The following is a 17,904-nucleotide window of genomic DNA, read 5'->3' as shown; positions in this document are numbered from 1 at the left end:
GGGGCGCGGGGGAGTGTGGTCGGTGAAGCAGTGGGAGGCGGCTTCGGCTCCGACGCGCTTGGCGATCAGGCGCCGCACCTCGAAGATCCGTTCCCACCCGGATTCGCGGACCCGGATGGTGTCGCCGATGATCACGCTTTGCGAAGCCTTCACCGGGTTTCCGTTGATGCGGATGTGCCCGGCACGGCAGGCGGCCGTGGCAGCGGAGCGGGTCTTGTAGGCGCGTATCGCCCACAACCAGGCGTCGACTCGGACGTTGGCTGGGGAAGAAGACGGGATGCTCATGATTGGAACGAGTCTAACCGCGGCGGAGCGGGCAGGCGAGAACGCCGGAAAGCAGCGCGGCAGATCCCCAAAAGACACCTACCGCACCGTCACCTCAACACGCTGCGCCATGTTGTTCCCGATGCCTTGGTAATTCCACACCTGGTCGGTGGGCTGCAGTGCGCCCGAGGTATCCATCGCCCGGCAGCGCAGCACATGCTCGCCCGCACTGGCTACCCACACCATGGACCACGACCGCCACGCGAAATCACCCAGCGGCGGATCTACATGTGCAGGCATCCATTCGCCGTCGATCCCCACCTCCACCCGTTCCACTTCGCCGTGTCCGGACCACGCGCGGCCGTGCAGCATTACGGGACCGGCGTCAACGATGCGGCGTCGGGTGAAGAAATCAGGAATCCCGGGAGGAATCATCAGCGAGCGAACACGGATGTGCGTCACGGGCAGGCCTGGGCCGTCGGGACCTTGCAGATAGTGGTAAGCGACCGCCTGCTGGAACCCCATGAACCGGGATGTCACGGCTTCAATCGACGTCAACCACTTCACGCTCGCCATGCCGTACCAACCCGGCACCAGCAGCCGCAGGGGGAATCCGTGCTGGATCGGCAGGGGATTCCCGTTCATGGCGTAGACCAGCATCACTTCGGGATGCATCGCCTCAGCGACGGTCAGGCTGCGGGCATACGGCTCTTCGACGCCGCCTTGGATACCGTTGTCGGCACCGGTAAAGACAAGTTCGACGGCGTCACTCGCCAACCCTGCCTCCTCCAGCAGGGGTGCCAAGGGAGTTCCGGTCCACTCGGCTGTGCCCACCGCACCAAGGACCCAAGGCTGGCTCAGGGGTCGCGGTGCCAGGAGCGACCTCCCGTTGCCTGCGCATTCCATGGTCACAGGCAGGGTGACAGCCGGTCTGGCTTTGATGTCCTCAAGACTCAAATCAAGACCGTGTTCAACAGCCCCGCCCAACCGCAGCCTCCATGTCTCAACGGAAACGTGCGGAATGTCGAAATGGATGAGTAAGTAATGAAGGCCTGCCGGCGTGATGTCGTCGTGCAGGGCTTCCAGCGGCATGGAATGGTTCCGCCCTGAAAGTTGCAGTTCTTCGTGGGTCAGGGGACCTTCGGTCGGCTGTCCGGGGGTGGCGGCTTTCGCTGCTCTTTGCTTGACATGGTGTTTGGACATGGGACGGCGGCGTTCTACTGGAAGCTAATCGCTGCGGAGTGCCGCAGCACTTAGGACAAGGATCACGCCACGGGCGAACCTGCGTCAATAGCTCGTTGTGAGGCCTGCTCTGCGCCCTCACGGAAGCACGTAACGCGCAAACCGGGCCTCACAACGGAAGGCGACTACCGGCGTCGTAATTCCGGGTACTCAAGGTGGGGTGCCACGGTGCCGGCGTCGCGCTCGAGGAAGTTCACAGCCGGGGCAACGATGTCGTCGATTTCGTCGAGGATGGCCTCGCTCAGCACCACGTCTGCGGCCTTCAGGTAGTCAGTCAGGTGGTCTTCGGTGCGTGGCCCGATGACCACGCTGGTCACCGCCGGGTGGTTCAGGGCGAAGCCCACAGCCAGCTGAATGAGGGTCAACCCGTGGCGGGCCGCCAACTGTGACAAGGCGTCGACCGCGTGCAGCTTGCCCTGGTTGAAGGGCGCGTTGACATCGAAACGCCCCGGAACGGCAGCCGATCGAGAGCTTTCAGGCTGGCCGGCGCCGACGCGGTAGCCACCGGCCAGCCACCCGCCGTCGAGCGGTCCGTAACTCAGAACCCCGACGCCGTACTGCTGGGTGATGGGGAAAACGTCGCGTTCGTTGGCGCGCACCAGAAGGGAATAAGGTACCTGGTCAACTACCGGCGGGGTCAGGTGGTTGGTGTTGGCGATCCACTGCGCCTCAACAAGCTGGGCCGGGCTGAACACGGACGTGCCGTAGTACAGGATCTTGCCCTGCCGGATGAGATCGTTCAGGGCGGTGATGGTCTCAAGAAGATCGGTGTTGTAGTCCGGACGGTGCGCCTGGTAGAGGTCGATCCGGTCTGTGTTCAGGCGCCGCAAGCTGTCCTCCACAGCCCGGACGATCCACCGGCGGGAATTGCCGGCGTGCGCCGGGTTGGAACCCATTTGGCCGTGGAACTTGGTGGCGAGGAAAACGTCATCGCGCCGGCCGTGGATAGCCTGGCCAACCACGGTCTCGGCCTCGCCCTGGGAGTAGATGTCCGCGGTGTCCACGCTGGTGATACCGGCGTCGAGCGCTGCTTTGATGATGCGGATGCTCTCGGCGGGCCCCGTGGGTGCGGCGCCGGTGCCGAAATTGAGGGTGCCCAGCGTGAGGGGGCTGATCAGGGCGCCAGTGCGTCCAAGCGTTCGTAGCTCGTTGAGGCTCATGTCGGCTTCCTGTGGTGGGACAGTGCTGGGGGTCCAGGCCTGAGTCGGTGGCCTGGATGTTCAATCGAGGCTACACACGGCCGCCGGAGGCATGAACGCAAGCGGTAGAACTTCTTCGCTTTTCGTCTTGGGAGGTAATGGAGGAGGCCTTACTTCGCGACATTTCTTGACACACGGCAACACAAATGTCTTCCGGATCAACAAATATTGCCGTTCCCGAATGCAGGTGAATTATGGGAAAGGAACTCAAGCAACGCACGAAGGGGACAGCGGAATGACACAGACCACAGTGGAAGAAACGGCAGCCATCAAGGCTGCATTTGCGCAGTTCCCGTCCGGAGTCGCAGCGTTCAGCGCGATGGTGGATTTCACGCCGGAAGCTTTGGTGGCATCGTCCTTCACAGTGGGCGTTTCATTGGAACCGCCGTTGGTGATGTTCGCCGTGCAGAACTCCTCCACCACCTGGCCGAAGCTCCGCCAGGCTCAACGATTGGGTGTCTCGGTCCTTGCCGAGGGCCAGGAAGGTGCCGCGCTGCAGCTGGCCTCCAAAACGAGGGACCGGTTCGCGGGGCTGGACACGAGCGTCAGCGACTCAGGCGCGGTCCTGATCGATGGCGCCGTGCTGGGCTTTGAATGCGAAGTTGTCTCGGAGACGCCTGCAGGGGACCACGCGATCGTGGTCCTGGAGGTCAAAGCGACCACCATCAACCTCGAATCCAAGCCGCTCATCTACCACGGCGCGTCGTTCCGGCAGTTGGCCGCGTAGCCGTTCCCACAAAGCCCCGGCGGATACTCTGGCCACCCGGAGGCTCCGTACCTAGAGTTGTTTTATGGAGAGCAATCCTCGGCCCGCCGCCTGGAGTTTGGCCGTGACCTTGCCGCTGGGCGCCGGCGTTTTGGTCGCTGCGATTGTGTTCGTAACCTCGCGGTTTCAACTGGGCGACGGCGGTCCCGGAGTCCTCTTGGTGACTGTTCCCGTGCCGGCCGTCATCATCTTTCTTGCCGCTGTAACAGCAGCCTTCCTGGCTGGCTCATTCCGCGTTGGGCTCATGACCGGATCCTTCGCCTTCTTGTCCAGCACTGTTGCCCTGTTGGCTGTGCTCGCAGTTGAGGGAGCAGTCTGGATGGACCGCCACGGTGTGTTCATGCTCGACGGCGATTCGCCCCGTGGGTCAGTAAACTCCGCCGATATCATGGTGAACATTTTCACGACTGGGATGTGGATAGGTCATGTGATTGTGTGGCTACCCGGACTCGTCCTCGGCGCTGCGATGGGTGCTTGGGTTGCTGACAGGTGGGCGCTCCAGGGGAGGGCCCGACCACGCACCGCCCAGAAGCCCGCCTAGGAGTTGCGGCTGGCGCTGCTGAGGGACCCTTTTCGGATCGGGCTCGGAGACTTCCCATTCTTGGAAGTGTTCGGGCCCGATTTCCGTGCGTCGTTGCCTTGAACCGGGGTCTTGGCATCGGTTGGCTTGGCGGGACCGCCGTCAGGCTTCTTGGCCGGGGCATCCGGCCGCTTCGGTCCGGGCGTTTTCCCGTTGGAGGAGGGAGTGGGCTCGTCAAGGTCGCGGACTGTGACCTTGATGGCGGGCGGTTGCTCGGACTTTGCGCGGGCGGCTGCCCGTTCGTCTGCTTTGGCAACCGCTTCGGCCCAGTCCTTGGACAGGACAGGGGGTTCCTTGGTTGCTGCCACAACGATTGGATGATGCGCGGTCTGGTTTCCCACCACTGACTTGACCTCTGCCGGTTTGGGCAGTTTTCGGGGGTCAACCTTGGACTTCCAGGCGCCTTCCTTGAGTGCGGCCGCCGTACCCGAGAGCCGCCGTCGAACGTCTCCAAGGAGGTCTCGCTTGGGTGCCGCGGGCGTCGATGGCGTGGCAGCAGGCTCCTTGGCCGGGGCTGAAGCCGGTGCGACAGTTGTCGCAGCCTGCACCTGCGCGGTGGATCCCGTTTCGAGGTAGGCGAGGTCATCCAGCGGAGAATCGACAGACTCGACGTCGCCCGTTACCGGGACTGGAACGCGGGCGGGACGCGGGGGCAACTGGACGATGGGAGTGGTTTCCTTCTTGGGGAAGATTCCCACCATCGCCAGGAGGACAATCGACAGCAGTCGCCCAACTCCAGCCACCACCAGGGTGATGATGATGATCAACCCGAGACCCAGGAACATCAGGACGGCGAGCCCCAGTGTTCCCAAATACGTCAGGTTGATGGCGAGTGTTGTCGGATCCTCCACGTAGCCTCCCCTGGCTGTCGTTTTGTGATGCGCGCATTGCCCACCCAGCTTGCGTATCTAGCCTAAGGTCCAGCACCAACGGAATCACGCCCCGCCCCCTACTCTGGCGGGGTTGTTTCAAAGCTGTTATATGGCGTGGGAAAATATGTTGCCCAGCTCTCATTTACAGCCTTAGATTGGGAACTCGTGACCCCTGAACCTGCCCGACTCCGCAACGGCATGTGCCCCTGCCTCTCCGGGGAGCAGTATGACGATTGCTGCGCACGCTTCCACCGCGGCGACGCCGACGCGCCCACTGCGGAGCAATTGATGCGCTCCCGGTATTCGGCCTTCGTTGTCCTGGCCCCCGACTACCTCCTGCGCACCTGGCACGCCTCAACGCGACCGAAATCCATGGATCTCGATCCGGACATGCAGTGGCGCCGGTTGGACATCGTCGGCACCGCCAACGGCGGACCTTTGGACACGACGGGCACCGTGGAATTCGCCGCACACTACAGGCTCGACGGCGAACGCGGCGTCCAGCGCGAAGCCAGCCGTTTTGTTCGGGAAGGCAAACGCTGGTTTTACGTCGACGGGGACGTTCGCTAGCGCCTCACCGATACTTGCGGTGCAGGTTTTCCTTGGTTGACGCGCCCGGGGCAGCATCGCCGATCCACGGCCCGGTTCCCTCGGACTGGTCCAGGACCCCGGCCTCCAACCACGCGTAGTCGCCGGTGAGGACCTTGCGTGACAGGTCATGATCGACGTCGTCCGTGTTTCTCCACAACTGGTCGAAGTATTCGTCCACCCGCACGCGCGCCTGCTCGCAGAATGCTTCGGCCAGCTCAAAGGCGGCGGCACCTTGCTCCGGGTGCTTGCGGAGTAGCATTTCGGCCCGGGAGCAGCAGGCCGCCATGGCGAACAGTTCGGCGCCGATATCCACGATCCTGCCCAGGAACGCCTGCTTATATTCCAGCTTTGCCTGCCACCTGCCCATGCCGTAGAAGGTCTGCCGGGCAAGCCGCCGCGAGGACCTCTCAACGAACCGCAGCTGCTTGGCCAGACGCCCGAACTCCGCGTAGGACCGGGGATCCATCCCGGCTCCGGCCACAAGCTTCGGCAGCCATTTGGCATAGAAGCCAGAGGCCCCGACGGCGGCCCTCGCCTTGTCCTGCAAGCTCGCGTCCGCTGAGGCGAGGTCGCCCGCAGCGGCAAGGTGCGCGTCCACTGCCTCGCGGGCGATCAGGAGTTTCATGATCTCGCTGGAACCTTCAAAGATCCGGTTGATACGGAGGTCCCGGAGCAGTTGCTCGGCCGGGACGGCGCGTTCGCCGCGGGCTTCAAGGGACTCTGCGGTTTCGAACCCACGGCCGCCACGGATCTGGACAAGCTCATCGGCGATCCGGCAGCTCAACTCCGTAGACCACAACTTGGCAAGAGCCGCTTCGATGCGAACGTCCTTTTGGCCCGCGTCGGCCATCTCGGCGGATAGTTCAAACACGGCCTCCAGGGCAAAAGTCGTCGCGGCGATGAAGGCGATCTTCTTTCCCACGGCTTCGTGCTTGCCTACCGGTCGACCCCATTGGGTCCGGGCGTTGGACCATTCGCGGGAAATCTTCAGGCTCCACTTCCCAGCGGCAACGCAGAGACCGGGAATGGAAAGCCGGCCGGTATTAAGGGTGGTGAGGGCGATCTTGAGTCCTTGGCCCTCGCGGCCGAGCCGGTTGGCAACAGGTACCCGCACCTGGTGGAAACGGGTCACGCCGTTTTCAATCCCGCGCAGGCCCATGAAGGCGTTGCGGTTCTCCACGGTGATGCCGGGGGAGTCCATCTCCACCACGAACGCGGAGATTCCGCCCTTGTGCTCGGTCCCGTCAACGTCGGTATGTGCGGGAACCCTGGCCATGACCACCACGAGCTCAGCGATCACGCCGTTGGTGGTCCAAAGTTTCACGCCGTCCAGAACGTAAGAACCGCCGTCGTCCGACAGTACGGCAGTGGCGCCCATCCGCGCTGGGTCGCTGCCGACGTCGGGCTCTGTCAGGAGGAAGGCAGTGATGGCTCCGGCGGCGCAACGCGGCAGGTATTCCTTCTTCTGCTCGGGTGTGCCGAATTCCTTCACGGGCTCCGGGACACCGATGGACTGGTGTGCGGAAATGAGGGCCCCGAGGCTTGGATGCACCGACCCCAGCAGGGCAAGCGCACGGCCGTAGTAGACCAGGGACAACCCCAAGCCGCCGTATTCACGTGGGATTTTCATGCCGAAAACGCCGAGGTCCGCGAGCCCTTTGAGGTACTCATCCGGAATCCTGGCGTCTTTTTCAATGGTGCGGCCGGACATGGTTTTGGCGAACGTCAGCAAGCGGGCCATGAACTCCTCGCCCCGCTCCACATCGTCCGCCCGCGCTTGTGGCCATGGGTGGATCAGGCTGAGGTCGAAGCTGCCCAGGTAGAGGCCCTTGGCGAAGCTGGGCCGGTTCCACTCGGTTTCGCGCGCGGCTTCGGCGACGGCGCGGGCTTCCTCTGCGGTGGCATTGACGCTTGCTGCGGCGAGGCTGTTGTCAGTGGCGGACGTCATGGGGTAACTCCTCTAGCCGGTTGTGCCGGATGGAGCCAGGGTCCGCCTTGGGTGGGAACCCTTCAGCTGTCCCTCAATGCTACCCGCGAGTAGCTACCCGTGCTAGGGGAAATCTGCGGCTGGAATTCGGCCGGAATTTCCACTTGTCCAGCGTGGTGAACAAGGCGTTCCCACGCAAAGTTAATGCCGTGGACCAGGCCCCCGAGGACGCCTTTAACGGCGTACCAGGCCATGCCCATGGCCCCGATAAGAATGATTGTTGCCATTGCTGCTGCTGCGATGAAGGCCACCAAGAGTGCAGCAAACAGCAGCGTTCCAATAACTACGTATGTGCCTGTTTCCAGCGCAGTGAAATCGAAATCCATGGTTCCCCCCGGAGCGACGGTGCGTGGGTCGGCGCGGCGTGGCTGCGTCGATGTTCTGACACTAGGGGTGGGGGTGCCTTCGGGCCAGAGCGGAAACGCGTCGCGGCTCCGTTGATATGGGATCGAAACCATACCGCGCGGTAGGTTACGAAATGGTTGCGGTGGGGAGGTTCTGACGCTCTGCGTTAACCTTGTACGGGGCAGTTTCCGCTGCCAGCCAGGTTTCGCAGCAGCTGAAGGAGAGTAGTTGTCCCGTTCAGCCATGTCCTCCGCCGACGCCATCAGCGCGAGGCTTCGCGACCTCGAACAGCTGACCAAGGGCCCAGCGTGGGCCCTGACGCGTTCGGCGCCGTGGGTCATCGCAGTGCTGCAAGCATCCTTCACCCGCACCCGGCCGCAGCTTCCGCTCGAAGAGTTCCATGCCGACGTCGACGCTTTCCTTGAGCAGCTCCGCCGCCAGGATCCCACCCTCGGTGGACAGCAGAACGGCAAGCTGTTCGGAGATGAATGGACGCGCAAGCAGTTCCTGACGCGAAGGAACCAGTCCGGCCACATCGTCTACGAAGTCACAGAACCCGCGGCCCGCGTGCTCGCCTTCCTGGACAGCCTGTCCAGCGAACGTTCCACGCTGAACGGTTCGCGGCTCGGCACACTTCTGGGCGATGTGGAGAAGCTCGCCAACGAAACCAACCCGGACCAAAGCGCGCGCCTGGAGGCCCTGGAGGAGGAAATCCACGAGCGCCAGCAGCTGGTGGAGGACATCAGCTCCGGGGAGTTCGACGGTCTCCTGGACGACGAGGAAGCTGTTGAAGCGGCCGGCAACATCCTGGATCTCGCCGCCAGCCTGCCCGCGGACTACAAGAAGATGCGTGACCGCATCGAGGAACTGGTGGGCGAGCTCCGCAACCAGATCATCGAGGAGTCGCTGAGCAAGGGCGCTACGATGGCCCAGGTTTTGGAGGCCGACAAGCGCCTGCGCCAGAGCCCCGAAGGGCGAACCTTCCGCTCCTTCACTGCCTTTCTGGAGGATCCGCAGCAGCAGTTGCGCTTCCGCTCGGCGATCGGTGAGGTGCTGAGCCGGCAGTTCGCGGATGACCTCTCCCACGAGGACCGCGAGACGCTGAAAAACCTGGTGGCCGAACTGCGCACGCAGCACAGCCACATCCAGAGGATCTACGGCAAACTCTCCGAGAGCCTGAACACGTACATCCAAAGCGACGACGTCCGGCAATCCGTCAGCCTGCGCAAGGTGCTGGCAGAGGCCGAGCAGGCGATCCGCTCCTTGCCGTACGAACGCGACCGTCCCGGACTGGTCCGCGGGCCCGTCCTGTTCAACGCCGGGTTCGAGTCATTGGCCATGGTCAAACTCTTCGACCCCGACGAATTCGCCACGCCTCCGCGCCTCGCGGACCCTATCGCTTTCAGCGACTCGGACCGGGTGCGCTCCGCCCGCACGGGCAAAGCCAAACCCGCTGTTGTGCGGGCTGCCATGGCGGGTGCCGCTACCTTGGGCGATGCCTGGGACAACCTGCCCGCCGAGGAACGGCACATCAACACGGTCCGCACCCTGTTGTCCATCGCTCTGCAATCGGGCGCTGGCTTCGACCGGGCAGCCTGGGAACACATTGACTTCGAACAAATCGACGGCAGCATCCGCACGGCGTACCTGCCCGTCGTCACGCTGAATGAGGATTCTGATGACTGAGGAAATCACGACGACGGACGTCACCGACGCGGATGAGGCCACCGAAGAGGTGGTTGAGGCCGCCGCGGCCGAACCGGTGGCCGAGCCCGCTGCTGAAATCACTCATGCGGATCCCTTCCGGGTCACACCGCGCGACTCGTTCGTGGACGGTGCGGCGCTGTTCCCCGGTGACACCGGGGTGCTCCCCATGAAGGTGCGGCATGCACTGGTGAAGCTCCTGAAAGGCCCGTACATCGACGGTGGCCGGGACGAGAAACTGTGGACCACGCTCCTGGACAACCAGCTGATCCTCCGCAGCCGACTCTCCGAGCTGTTCCTCACCCTCCAGCTCGATCACGACCGCAAGATCGCAGTTCTCCGCCCGGTCGATCCCGACATCATCGGAGCAAGCTCCCGGTCCAGCATCCTCCGCCAGCAGCGAGCCCTGAGCCGAGTGGAAACCATCGTCCTGCTCCGCCTTCGCCTGCTGCTGGACCGCCACGTCACCGCCCAGACGGACCCAACGATCACCCGCGAGGAAATCTCGGACCTCGTGGCCAACTACACTCCCGCGGGCCAGCAAGACGCCCTGCGCGACTCCGACGTGGTCACCCGCACCATCACCAAGCTCCTTGCCCGCCAGCTCATCCTCCCCACCCCGCTGGACGATAGCTACACCATCAGCAACGCCCTTCCCCTGGCACTCCCTTTCGAAAACATCGGCGACATCCCAGCCCAAATAGAGGCCCTGATAGCAGTAGCAGCCGACGAATCCGGAACAGAACCCCTCCTGGACCTGGACCCCTCTGAATCCTCCGCGGATGGGGACGACGACGCCGATGCCGCCCCCGCCCCTTCGCCGGACAGCACTCGTCCTGCGGACGATGCTGCCGGCTCCGACAGGCCCGAAGCCACTCCCGGGGCGGCATCGGCGTCGTCTACCTCGCGCGAGCACCTCACCGAAGCGAGCGGCGATGCCGGGGACATGCGGCAGCATGCGTCTAAGCGAGGTACGAGGGAGCATGCAGAGCATGTGTCCGGTACCGCCGCGATAGGCGACCCAAGTGCGGACGGTACCGCTGCGGACACAACCGACGCTGAAGGGACACAGAAGTGACCATCGCAAGCATGCTCCCGCTCGGCGAGCTCACGAACCCCGGCCAGATGCGTTTGGCGCTCGTGCAGGTGGTCAACTGGGGCACCTTCCACGGCGCCCACACCATGCACGTGGACCGCAAGGGCACCCTGCTCACTGGCAACTCGGGCGTCGGCAAGTCGACCCTCTTTGATGCGATGCTCCGTGTTTTCGATGCCCGTCCGCGCTCGAATGAGGCTGCAGCCCAGCGGTCCGGCGGCGCTGTGGAGGACAAGAGGACCACGTTCACCTACATGCGCGGCAAGGTGGGTGATAAGGCGGTGGGGGATAGCTCGGCGAGTGCCTTCCAACGCCCGGGTGCCACCTGGTCCGCCGTCGCGCTGACGTTTGATAACGCTGCCGGCACGAAGGTGACGGTGTCGGCGTTGTTCGATTTGCCGAAGAACGGCACGGAGTCGAGTGTCGGGCGTTTCTATGTGATCGACAGCAAACCGTTGGACCTTGAGGCCATTGAGGGGATCGCGCAGAAGCGGTTTACCAAGGGCGCGTTGGAGTCGATCTTCCCGGATGGCCAGGTTTTCGACGTCCACAAGGCGTTCGCGGAGCGTTTCCGGAGGCTCTTGGGAATCAACTCCGACCAGGCGCTGCCGCTGCTTCGCGTGATCCAGGCCGGTAAGGGCCTGGGTGGCAGTGTAAACACGTTCTTCCGCGACCAGGTGCTCGACGCTCCGGCTACGCTGGCTGCCGCGGATGACGTGGTGGAAGAGTTCAGCAACCTGATGTCGATCCGTCAACGGCTGGAGGACGTGCGGCAACAGCGCGACCAATTGGCTCCGGTTCCAGGGCTGAACAAGGAGTACGCGCAGGCATTGCTGGATGCGAACCGCCTCCGCGAGTTGGCCGGCGGGGAGTTCGAGGCCTACAAACAGCAGCTTGCGGTCACGGTCCACGCCAAGACGTTGGCCCGTTTCAAGGAGTTGGCGCAGTCCAAGGCCCAGGAACTGGCGGCCGAGCGCACCGTGCGGGATGCCTTGGCCAAGGACCTCCGCGACCTTGAACTGGATTACAACAACCGCGGCGGCAACGCGATTTCGGCGATTGAGCAGTCGTTGGAGAACGCCAAAGTTGGCCTGAAGCTGCGCCAGCAGGTGGAGGATTCGGCGAGGAAGGCTTTGGCCGAGGCCGGTTTGAACCTCGAATGGTCCGCCGAGGGCTGGGACCAGGCACATGAGCAGGCGGCGGCCCGATCGGCCGAACTGAAGGACGATTCGGAGGCCCTGAAGGAGCTTCGGTTCGAGGCTTTCGACGGCCACGCGACCAAGAAGCGTGAACTCGCAGCAGCCCAGCAGGAGTTGCTGTCGTTGCGGTCGCGCAAGTCCTTGCTGCCGCCCTCGAGCATTGAAAACCGTGCTGCCATCGCGGCCGCAACAGGTGTCCCGGAAGAGCGGATGCCGTTTGGCGGTGAGTTGATTGACCTCGACGAGGGGCAGGATCACTGGCGCCCGGCTGCCGAACGTGCCTTGCGTAACCTTGCCACCACGTTGCTGGTTCCGGGCGAGCACTTTGCTGCTGTGACGCGCTACCTCAATGACAACACCGTCCGCGGTGCCCTCCGGGCGGTCGACGTGTCCAAGCCGCTCGCCGGTGGCGCGCTGGCTGTGGAGGACGTGTCCGACGGCGACCTCTTGACTAAGTTGAGCATCCTCACCTCAGGTGCCAATGCCGACGCCGGGCAATGGATCCGCGAGCGGATCGCGTTGGACTTCGCTTACCCGTGTGTCGAAGATCCCGACGAGCTCGCCGGGATGGACAAGGGTTTGAGCCTGGGCGGCGTGGTCAAGCGCAACCGGCACACCGTGGAGAAGGACGACCGTTTCACGGGCCGCCAGGATTACGTTCTCGGTTTCGACAACGCCTCCAAGCTGGAGCTTGTGGCGGCCCGCGTGGGCGAGTTGGAGAACGAGCTGGCCAAAGCCGCGGAGCTGGCCCAAAGCCGCGAGGATTCGCACCAGGGCATGGCCCGGCAGTTGGAAGCACTCCGTCGGGTCGCAGAAGATGAGCGCCCGTGGGAGCAGGTCTCCGCTGCCGTCGCAGCCGAGGAGCTCGCACGGATCGAACAGCGCCTCACGGATGCCCTGGCCGCACAGGCGGACCTTGAGCCATTGCGTGCAAACATCGAGACCGTGCGCGAGAAGCACCAGTCCTCCACAGGGGCGGCCGCGGTGCTGCAGAGCGAATACAAGGCGCTCGACCACAAGATGACCACAGCTGACGGCCTGCTCGATGCCGCGAGGCTGAAGCTTGAGCAAGCACCGCCGTCGGGCTCCACCGTCACTGCGCTTGAGCCGTACTTCTCGGGCGTCGGCGAGGTCTCCGAGTTGTACGAACTCGACAACCTCGCCAACAGTGTCCGCAACAAACTGCTCGACGAACTGCATGCCGCGGAATCGCGTGGACAGGCAACGGCCGAACGGTTGACCCGCATGTTCGAGGCCTTCGTTCGCGACTGGGGCAGCGCCATCAGCGCCGACCACGGCACGTCGATCGGGGCCGCGGGGGATTTCGAATCCCGGTACCACGCAATCGTCAGCGACGGCCTGCCCGCGCAGGAGGCCGAGTTCCGGCTGTTCTTCAACCAGCGCACGCACGAGTCCTTCAGCACGCTTTTGCACTTGCTCGATGAGGAACGGCGCAGCATCACCAGCCGTATCCTGCCCCTCAACGGGATCCTATCCGAGGTGAACTTCCACGAGGGCAGCTTCCTGGAATTGGACATCAAGCAGACGCTCCCGGCCACGGCCAAGCAGTTCAAGGATGCGATCCAGAACGCCCTGAAGGCGAAGCACACGCGTCCGTCCCGCGGCACTGCCGTTTCACCAACAGACATGGACGACGACGCCGAGCTCACCGCGCGCTATAAGTCACTGGAAACCCTGGTCAAGCGTCTTGGCTCCCAGACCCCGGAGGATCGTCGCTGGCGGGCCGAGGTGCTGGACGTTCGCGGGCACCTGTTCATCCAGTGCAAGGAGCACCGCGAGGTTGCTTCGAAATCGGGCAAAGCCGGCACCGGCAAGGCAGCCAAGCGGAAGACCGAAGTCTTCATGCATGCCGATACTGGCTCCATGTCCGGCGGTGAGCGCCAGCGTTTCACCGCGTTCATCATGGCCGCCGCACTCAGTTACCAGCTGGGGATCGCCGAGCAGGGCTTCACGACGTACGGCACCGTGATGATGGACGAAGCGTTCGTGTTGGCTTCCGAGGAATTCGCCGGCGCCGGGATCAAGGCCCTTCACGAGTTCGGGTTCCAGCTCCTGCTGGCTGCTCCTGAAAACGTGATCGACTTGTCCAGGCACCTCGGGTCCGTCACGGAAATCCTGAGGGACAAGCGCACCAACCGTTCGGGCGTGCTCACGGCACCGGTGATCGCCGGACCGGGCGAGCCCGGCGCGTGGCGGTCGGAGGCCAACCCGGTGGACATCGTCCTGCGGTAGAGGTCCGTGGCAAACTCGCTGCATGACCGAATCCACTCCAGGGGAATCCGTCATCAGCCGGGTGGTCCGGTTGATGTCGGCCTTCGACCGGGCCCTGCCCACCATGACTTTGTCGGGTTTGGCCCGGAGGGCAGACCTTCCACTGACGACTACCCATCGGCTTGTCCAGGAGTTGGCCCGTCATGGCTTGATCGAGAAGGTCTCCGGGGATGAGCTCCGCGTCGGCATGCGGATGTGGGAACTCGGGGCCCGGGGATCCAAGGCGTTGGGCCTGCAGGAAGTGGCGCTGCCCTACATGGAAGACGTCCAGGCCACCGTCCGGCAACACACCACGTTGGCCGTGCTGGACAGGGGATCGGTCCTTTACGTCGAACGGTTGTCGGATCCTGAATCTCCGCTGGATGCTGCCCACATTGCCCAACGCATGCCGATCCACGCGGCATCGTCCGGTTTGGTTCTCCTCGCTTTTTCCGACAAAGCCTACCAGGATGGGATTCTTTCGCAGCCCCTCGAAGCCGTCACCCCGGATACCATCACCGATCCAACCCTCATCCGGAAGCACTTGGCCGAGATCCGGCAGCGCGGGCACGTTGCCATCCCTGGCATCGGTCACATGGATTGGATTGGCATCGCGGTTCCGGTTTTCGGAGCATCGGGCAAAATTGCGGCCTCGCTGAATGCGATCGTCCCCCGCGATGAGGCCAACGTACCGGCCATCATCCCGTCGCTGCTGACGGCGGCCCACGGCATCTCGCGGAGCCTTGGTGCCGACAACAGGCTTCCGGGCTCGCGCAGGCTCTGATTTAACGCGACTCATTCCGCTGAGCGGAAGGGCTGTTCATTCGCTGATCGCAGATCCACAGACTGGAGACCTGCATCACATCAACCCGGCGGTGACCTCGCAGATCCCGCCACCAGCCCGAAAGTAGGACAACGATGTCTGAGCCTTTGACGTGCCCCGTCGCCGCCGTCGAGCACGAACCGCGCGAGTTGCCGCCGTACTCCCATGAACTGGAATGGCCCGAAGGGCTGGAGCCGTTCAAGGTGGTGGACGACGGAAGCCAGGGCGACCCGTACGCGCACTACCAGTGGATGCTGGAGAACGCTCCCGTGTTGCGTTGCTTCACGCCGCAGTCCGATGTCTGGTTCATTACCCGCTACGACGACGTGAGGAAAGGCCTCCGTGCACCCAAGATGTTCTCGTCCCAGGTGGTGGACCCGATCCCGCTGACCTTCCTGACCTTGTTCGATGCTCCCAACCACGGCCGGCTGCGTCAGGTGGTGGCCCAGGCGTTTACACCCAAGGCCGTAGCGACCTTTGAAGAAAGGGTGCGGGAGAACGCCACCATGTACTTGGACGACATGCTCGCCGCCGGTGGTGGTGACGCCGTTGACGATTACGCGATTCCCCTGAGCATGTCCACCATCAGCGCGCTCCTGGACGTCCCCAACCCGGACTTCGACAAGCTCAAATTCTGGTCCGACGAGACGTTCAGCTACTTCGGCCGTCTCGCCCGCAACGCCAATGGCACAGGAACCGACGAACAGAGCGCTTTCGCCTTCTTCGACTTCCTCAAGGAGAACCTCGAGCGGCTGCATGCGGAGGAGAACCAGTCTGTCGGTGGGCAAATCGCGCGGATGTGGAAGGACGGGCTGCTCAGCGAGAAGGAAGCCAAGGAGTTGTGCGCCTTCGTCTTCGTGGCCGGTCATGACACCACCACCATCCTGATCGCCAACGCCTTCCGTGTGTTCGCTGAGAATCCGGAACTTCTGGAGCGCATCCGGGAAACACCGGAGGACGCCGAACTGTTCATGGAGGAACTAGCGCGGTACCGCGGAACGGTGCAGCGGGTTAGCCGCATCACTACCGAGGACGTTGAGGTCTCCGGAGTCACCCTCCCCAAGGGCTCAGTGGTTCGCCTCATGCCCGCTGCCGCCAACTGGGATGACCGGAAGTATCCCAACGCGGCAGTATTCGACATCGACCGCAGGCCGGAAGGACACCTTGGTTTCGGCCATGGCGTGCACAGCTGCCTCGGAGCCCCGCTGGCCCGCCTGGAAACCACCGTGACCATCGGGCTTTTGGCGCAGAGGCTCGCCACTATGGTGCTGGATCCCAACAAGCCGATCGAGTATGTCCGCGGCAACAACCTCACCAACTCCGGTCCGGAGCACCTGTTCGTCACGATGGAGAAGTCCAATGCATGAGCCGCACGTCCCTGAAGAACCGATCATCATCCTGGGGGCCGGCCACGCAGGTGTCTCCGTCGCAGCGGGGCTTCGCAGCCAAGGTTGGGAAGGCGGAGTCCTGCTGGTCGACGCCGATGACCGGCTTCCCTACGAGCGGCCCCCGTTGTCCAAGGAATTGCTGAAGGCCGGCGCCACGGACCAGGTCACACCCTTGCGCCGTGCTGGATACTACGGGGAACGGGGCATCGAGACGTTGCTGGGGCTGGAAGTCCGGGAGGTCGACGTCGAAAATTGCTCAGTCACGCTGTCCAACGGGACGAGCCGGGCCTATCACCGGCTGGTGATCGCCACAGGTTCCACGGCGCGGGCGTTGCGGATCCCGGGCGGTGACCTTCCGGGCGTGCAAACGCTGAAAACGTTCGACGACGCCACCCGCCTCCGTGCCCGGCTCGCCCCTGGTGCCAAAGTAGTTGTCATCGGGGCAGGCTACATCGGCCTTGAAGTGGCCGGCGCCGCGGCTGCGCTCGGATGTGACGTTACTGTCCTTGAATTCCAGGACCGTGTCATGAGCCGCGTGACGTCCGAGCCTGTTTCACGGTTCTTCGAGCAGCACCACGAGAAACACGGGGTGCGCTTCGTTTTCGGTGCCGCTGTAACAGCAGTCGAGGGCGGCGACCGGGTCGAGCGGGTAGTGACGGCCGACGGCGAAAGCTACCCAGCCGACGTCGTGATTGCCGGAATAGGCGTGGTGCCCAACCAACAGTTGGCCGAAGCTGCCGGGCTGGAGTGCAACGACGGCATCCTGGTGGACGAGCACGGGCGGACGTCGCGTCCGTCGGTCTATGCCGCAGGCGACGTCACCCGCTTTACGAGTCCTTTCGACGGATCGAGCCTCCGCCTGGAATGCATCCAGAACGCGCAGGCCCAGGCCGACAGCATCGTCCACCACATCGTGGAGAAACCGAGGAAGGACGCAGACATTCCGTGGTTTTGGACCGTCCAGCACGGCGTTCGCCTCCAGACCGCCGGCGTACGGCACCCGGACGATGACGTGATTGTGCGGGGGAACGTGGAGGACAGGAAATTCTCTGTGGTCTACCTCCGCGGCGGCAGGTTGTCCGCGGTGGACACAGTTGATTCCCTCAAGGACTTCATGGCTGCCAAGAAGCTGATCGCCGCCGGGGCAGCCGTCGACCCGGTTCTCGCATCCGTCCCGGGCACCCCATTGGCAGAAGCCGCAATCTGATTTTTCGATCCAGGAAAGGGATCCTGCAATGAGCACCAAGAACATCAACGTCATTGACCGTGAAGGCCAGGAACACGCCGTCGAGTGGTCAGCCGATCAGTCCCTCATGGAAGTCCTGCGGGATAACGATTTCCCCATCCTCGCGTCCTGCGGCGGCACCGCGTCCTGCGCCACGTGCCACGTGTTTCTTGAGAAGGAAGCATTCCCTTCCGCCGGGGAGCGCAGCGAGGACGAGTTGGAATTACTCGTCGAAACGGACACGTACGTCGAGGATCGGTCCCGGTTGTCCTGCCAGTTGGGTTTCGAGAGCTCCTGCGAAGGGGCCACTGTCACCATCGCACCGGAGTAGGTCCGGCGCGCCCAAGTAGGT

The 17,904-nt window shown here is 63.6% G+C and carries 15 protein-coding genes and 1 pseudogene; 10 read left to right on the top strand and 6 right to left on the bottom strand.

Annotated features, from left to right (window positions below; all coding sequences use genetic code 11):
• The 3 genes from LN996_RS17900 to LN996_RS17890 form a co-directional block, all read right to left on the bottom strand.
• Window positions 1-285, bottom strand: a 285-nt coding sequence (locus tag LN996_RS17900) for an RNA-binding S4 domain-containing protein (protein WP_231341750.1), incomplete at its 3' end; no start/stop codon positions are given.
• A 78-nt stretch (window positions 286-363) separates the two neighbouring features.
• Window positions 364-1,467, bottom strand: coding sequence for a sulfite oxidase (locus tag LN996_RS17895; RefSeq protein WP_231341749.1), 1,104 nt, complete (start codon window positions 1,465-1,467; stop codon window positions 364-366).
• Window positions 1,468-1,631: 164 nt separating this feature from the next.
• Complete coding sequence (locus LN996_RS17890; RefSeq protein WP_231341748.1) at window positions 1,632-2,666, bottom strand: aldo/keto reductase; 1,035 nt, start codon at window positions 2,664-2,666, stop codon at window positions 1,632-1,634.
• 274 nt (window positions 2,667-2,940) lie between these two features.
• On the opposite strand from LN996_RS17890, the gene LN996_RS17885 reads away from it, so the two are divergent.
• Window positions 2,941-3,432, top strand: coding sequence for a flavin reductase family protein (locus LN996_RS17885; RefSeq protein ID WP_231341747.1), 492 nt, complete (start codon window positions 2,941-2,943; stop codon window positions 3,430-3,432).
• Between the two features lie 64 nt (window positions 3,433-3,496).
• A complete protein-coding gene (locus LN996_RS17880; protein ID WP_231341746.1) occupies window positions 3,497-4,012 on the top strand; it encodes a hypothetical protein in 516 nt (171 codons plus the stop codon).
• Here LN996_RS17880 and LN996_RS17875 read toward each other — a convergent pair.
• On the bottom strand, window positions 4,009-4,902 hold the full coding sequence (locus LN996_RS17875; protein WP_231341745.1) for a hypothetical protein: 894 nt from the start codon (window positions 4,900-4,902) through the stop codon (window positions 4,009-4,011). The two genes, LN996_RS17880 and LN996_RS17875, sit on opposite strands and share 4 nt — an antisense overlap.
• Window positions 4,903-5,037: 135 nt before the next feature.
• Between LN996_RS17875 and LN996_RS17870 the strand changes: the two genes are divergently transcribed.
• Window positions 5,038-5,493: a YchJ family metal-binding protein gene (locus LN996_RS17870; protein ID WP_231341744.1), complete on the top strand. Its 456-nt coding sequence runs from the start codon at window positions 5,038-5,040 to the stop codon at window positions 5,491-5,493.
• 4 nt (window positions 5,494-5,497) lie between these two features.
• Here the strand turns inward: LN996_RS17870 and LN996_RS17865 are convergent, their stop codons facing one another.
• Window positions 5,498-7,462, bottom strand: a complete 1,965-nt coding sequence (locus tag LN996_RS17865; RefSeq protein WP_231341743.1) for an acyl-CoA dehydrogenase family protein — start codon at window positions 7,460-7,462, stop codon at window positions 5,498-5,500.
• A gap of 62 nt (window positions 7,463-7,524) precedes the next feature.
• Window positions 7,525-7,827, bottom strand: a complete 303-nt coding sequence (locus LN996_RS17860; RefSeq protein ID WP_231341742.1) for a hypothetical protein — start codon at window positions 7,825-7,827, stop codon at window positions 7,525-7,527.
• A 247-nt stretch (window positions 7,828-8,074) separates the two neighbouring features.
• Here LN996_RS17860 and LN996_RS17855 point away from each other — a divergent pair, with 247 nt between their 5' ends.
• From LN996_RS17855 to LN996_RS17825, 7 genes and pseudogenes are all read left to right on the top strand, one after another.
• Window positions 8,075-9,532: a DUF3375 family protein gene (locus tag LN996_RS17855; RefSeq protein ID WP_231341741.1), complete on the top strand. Its 1,458-nt coding sequence runs from the start codon at window positions 8,075-8,077 to the stop codon at window positions 9,530-9,532.
• Window positions 9,525-10,328, top strand: a pseudogene (locus tag LN996_RS17850) (DUF4194 domain-containing protein); the annotation flags it as partial. The gene LN996_RS17855 and the pseudogene LN996_RS17850, both read left to right, overlap by 8 nt.
• 296 nt (window positions 10,329-10,624) lie before the next feature.
• Window positions 10,625-14,098: an ATP-binding protein gene (locus LN996_RS17845; RefSeq protein WP_231341740.1), complete on the top strand. Its 3,474-nt coding sequence runs from the start codon at window positions 10,625-10,627 to the stop codon at window positions 14,096-14,098.
• A gap of 22 nt (window positions 14,099-14,120) precedes the next feature.
• Window positions 14,121-14,900 (top strand): IclR family transcriptional regulator, encoded by a 780-nt coding sequence (locus LN996_RS17840; RefSeq protein WP_231341739.1) that lies wholly within the window; start codon window positions 14,121-14,123, stop codon window positions 14,898-14,900.
• Window positions 14,901-15,034: 134 nt separating this feature from the next.
• Complete coding sequence (locus LN996_RS17835; RefSeq protein ID WP_231341738.1) at window positions 15,035-16,306, top strand: cytochrome P450; 1,272 nt, start codon at window positions 15,035-15,037, stop codon at window positions 16,304-16,306.
• Entirely contained in the window at window positions 16,299-17,534 is a 1,236-nt protein-coding gene (locus tag LN996_RS17830) for an NAD(P)/FAD-dependent oxidoreductase (RefSeq protein WP_231341737.1), read from the top strand. The genes LN996_RS17835 and LN996_RS17830 overlap by 8 nt, the downstream gene beginning before the upstream one ends.
• 28 nt (window positions 17,535-17,562) lie before the next feature.
• The gene (locus tag LN996_RS17825) at window positions 17,563-17,883 is read left to right on the top strand and encodes a 2Fe-2S iron-sulfur cluster-binding protein (RefSeq protein WP_231341736.1); all 321 of its coding nucleotides are present in this window, start codon (window positions 17,563-17,565) and stop codon (window positions 17,881-17,883) included.
• Window positions 17,884-17,904: the final 21 nt, after the last annotated feature.

It is taken from the genome of Arthrobacter sp. AK01, assembly GCF_021109375.1.
Lineage (GTDB): Bacteria > Actinomycetota > Actinomycetes > Actinomycetales > Micrococcaceae > Arthrobacter.
Note: the sequence above shows the minus strand (reverse complement) of the source record. Positions and strands in the feature narration are given on the sequence as shown.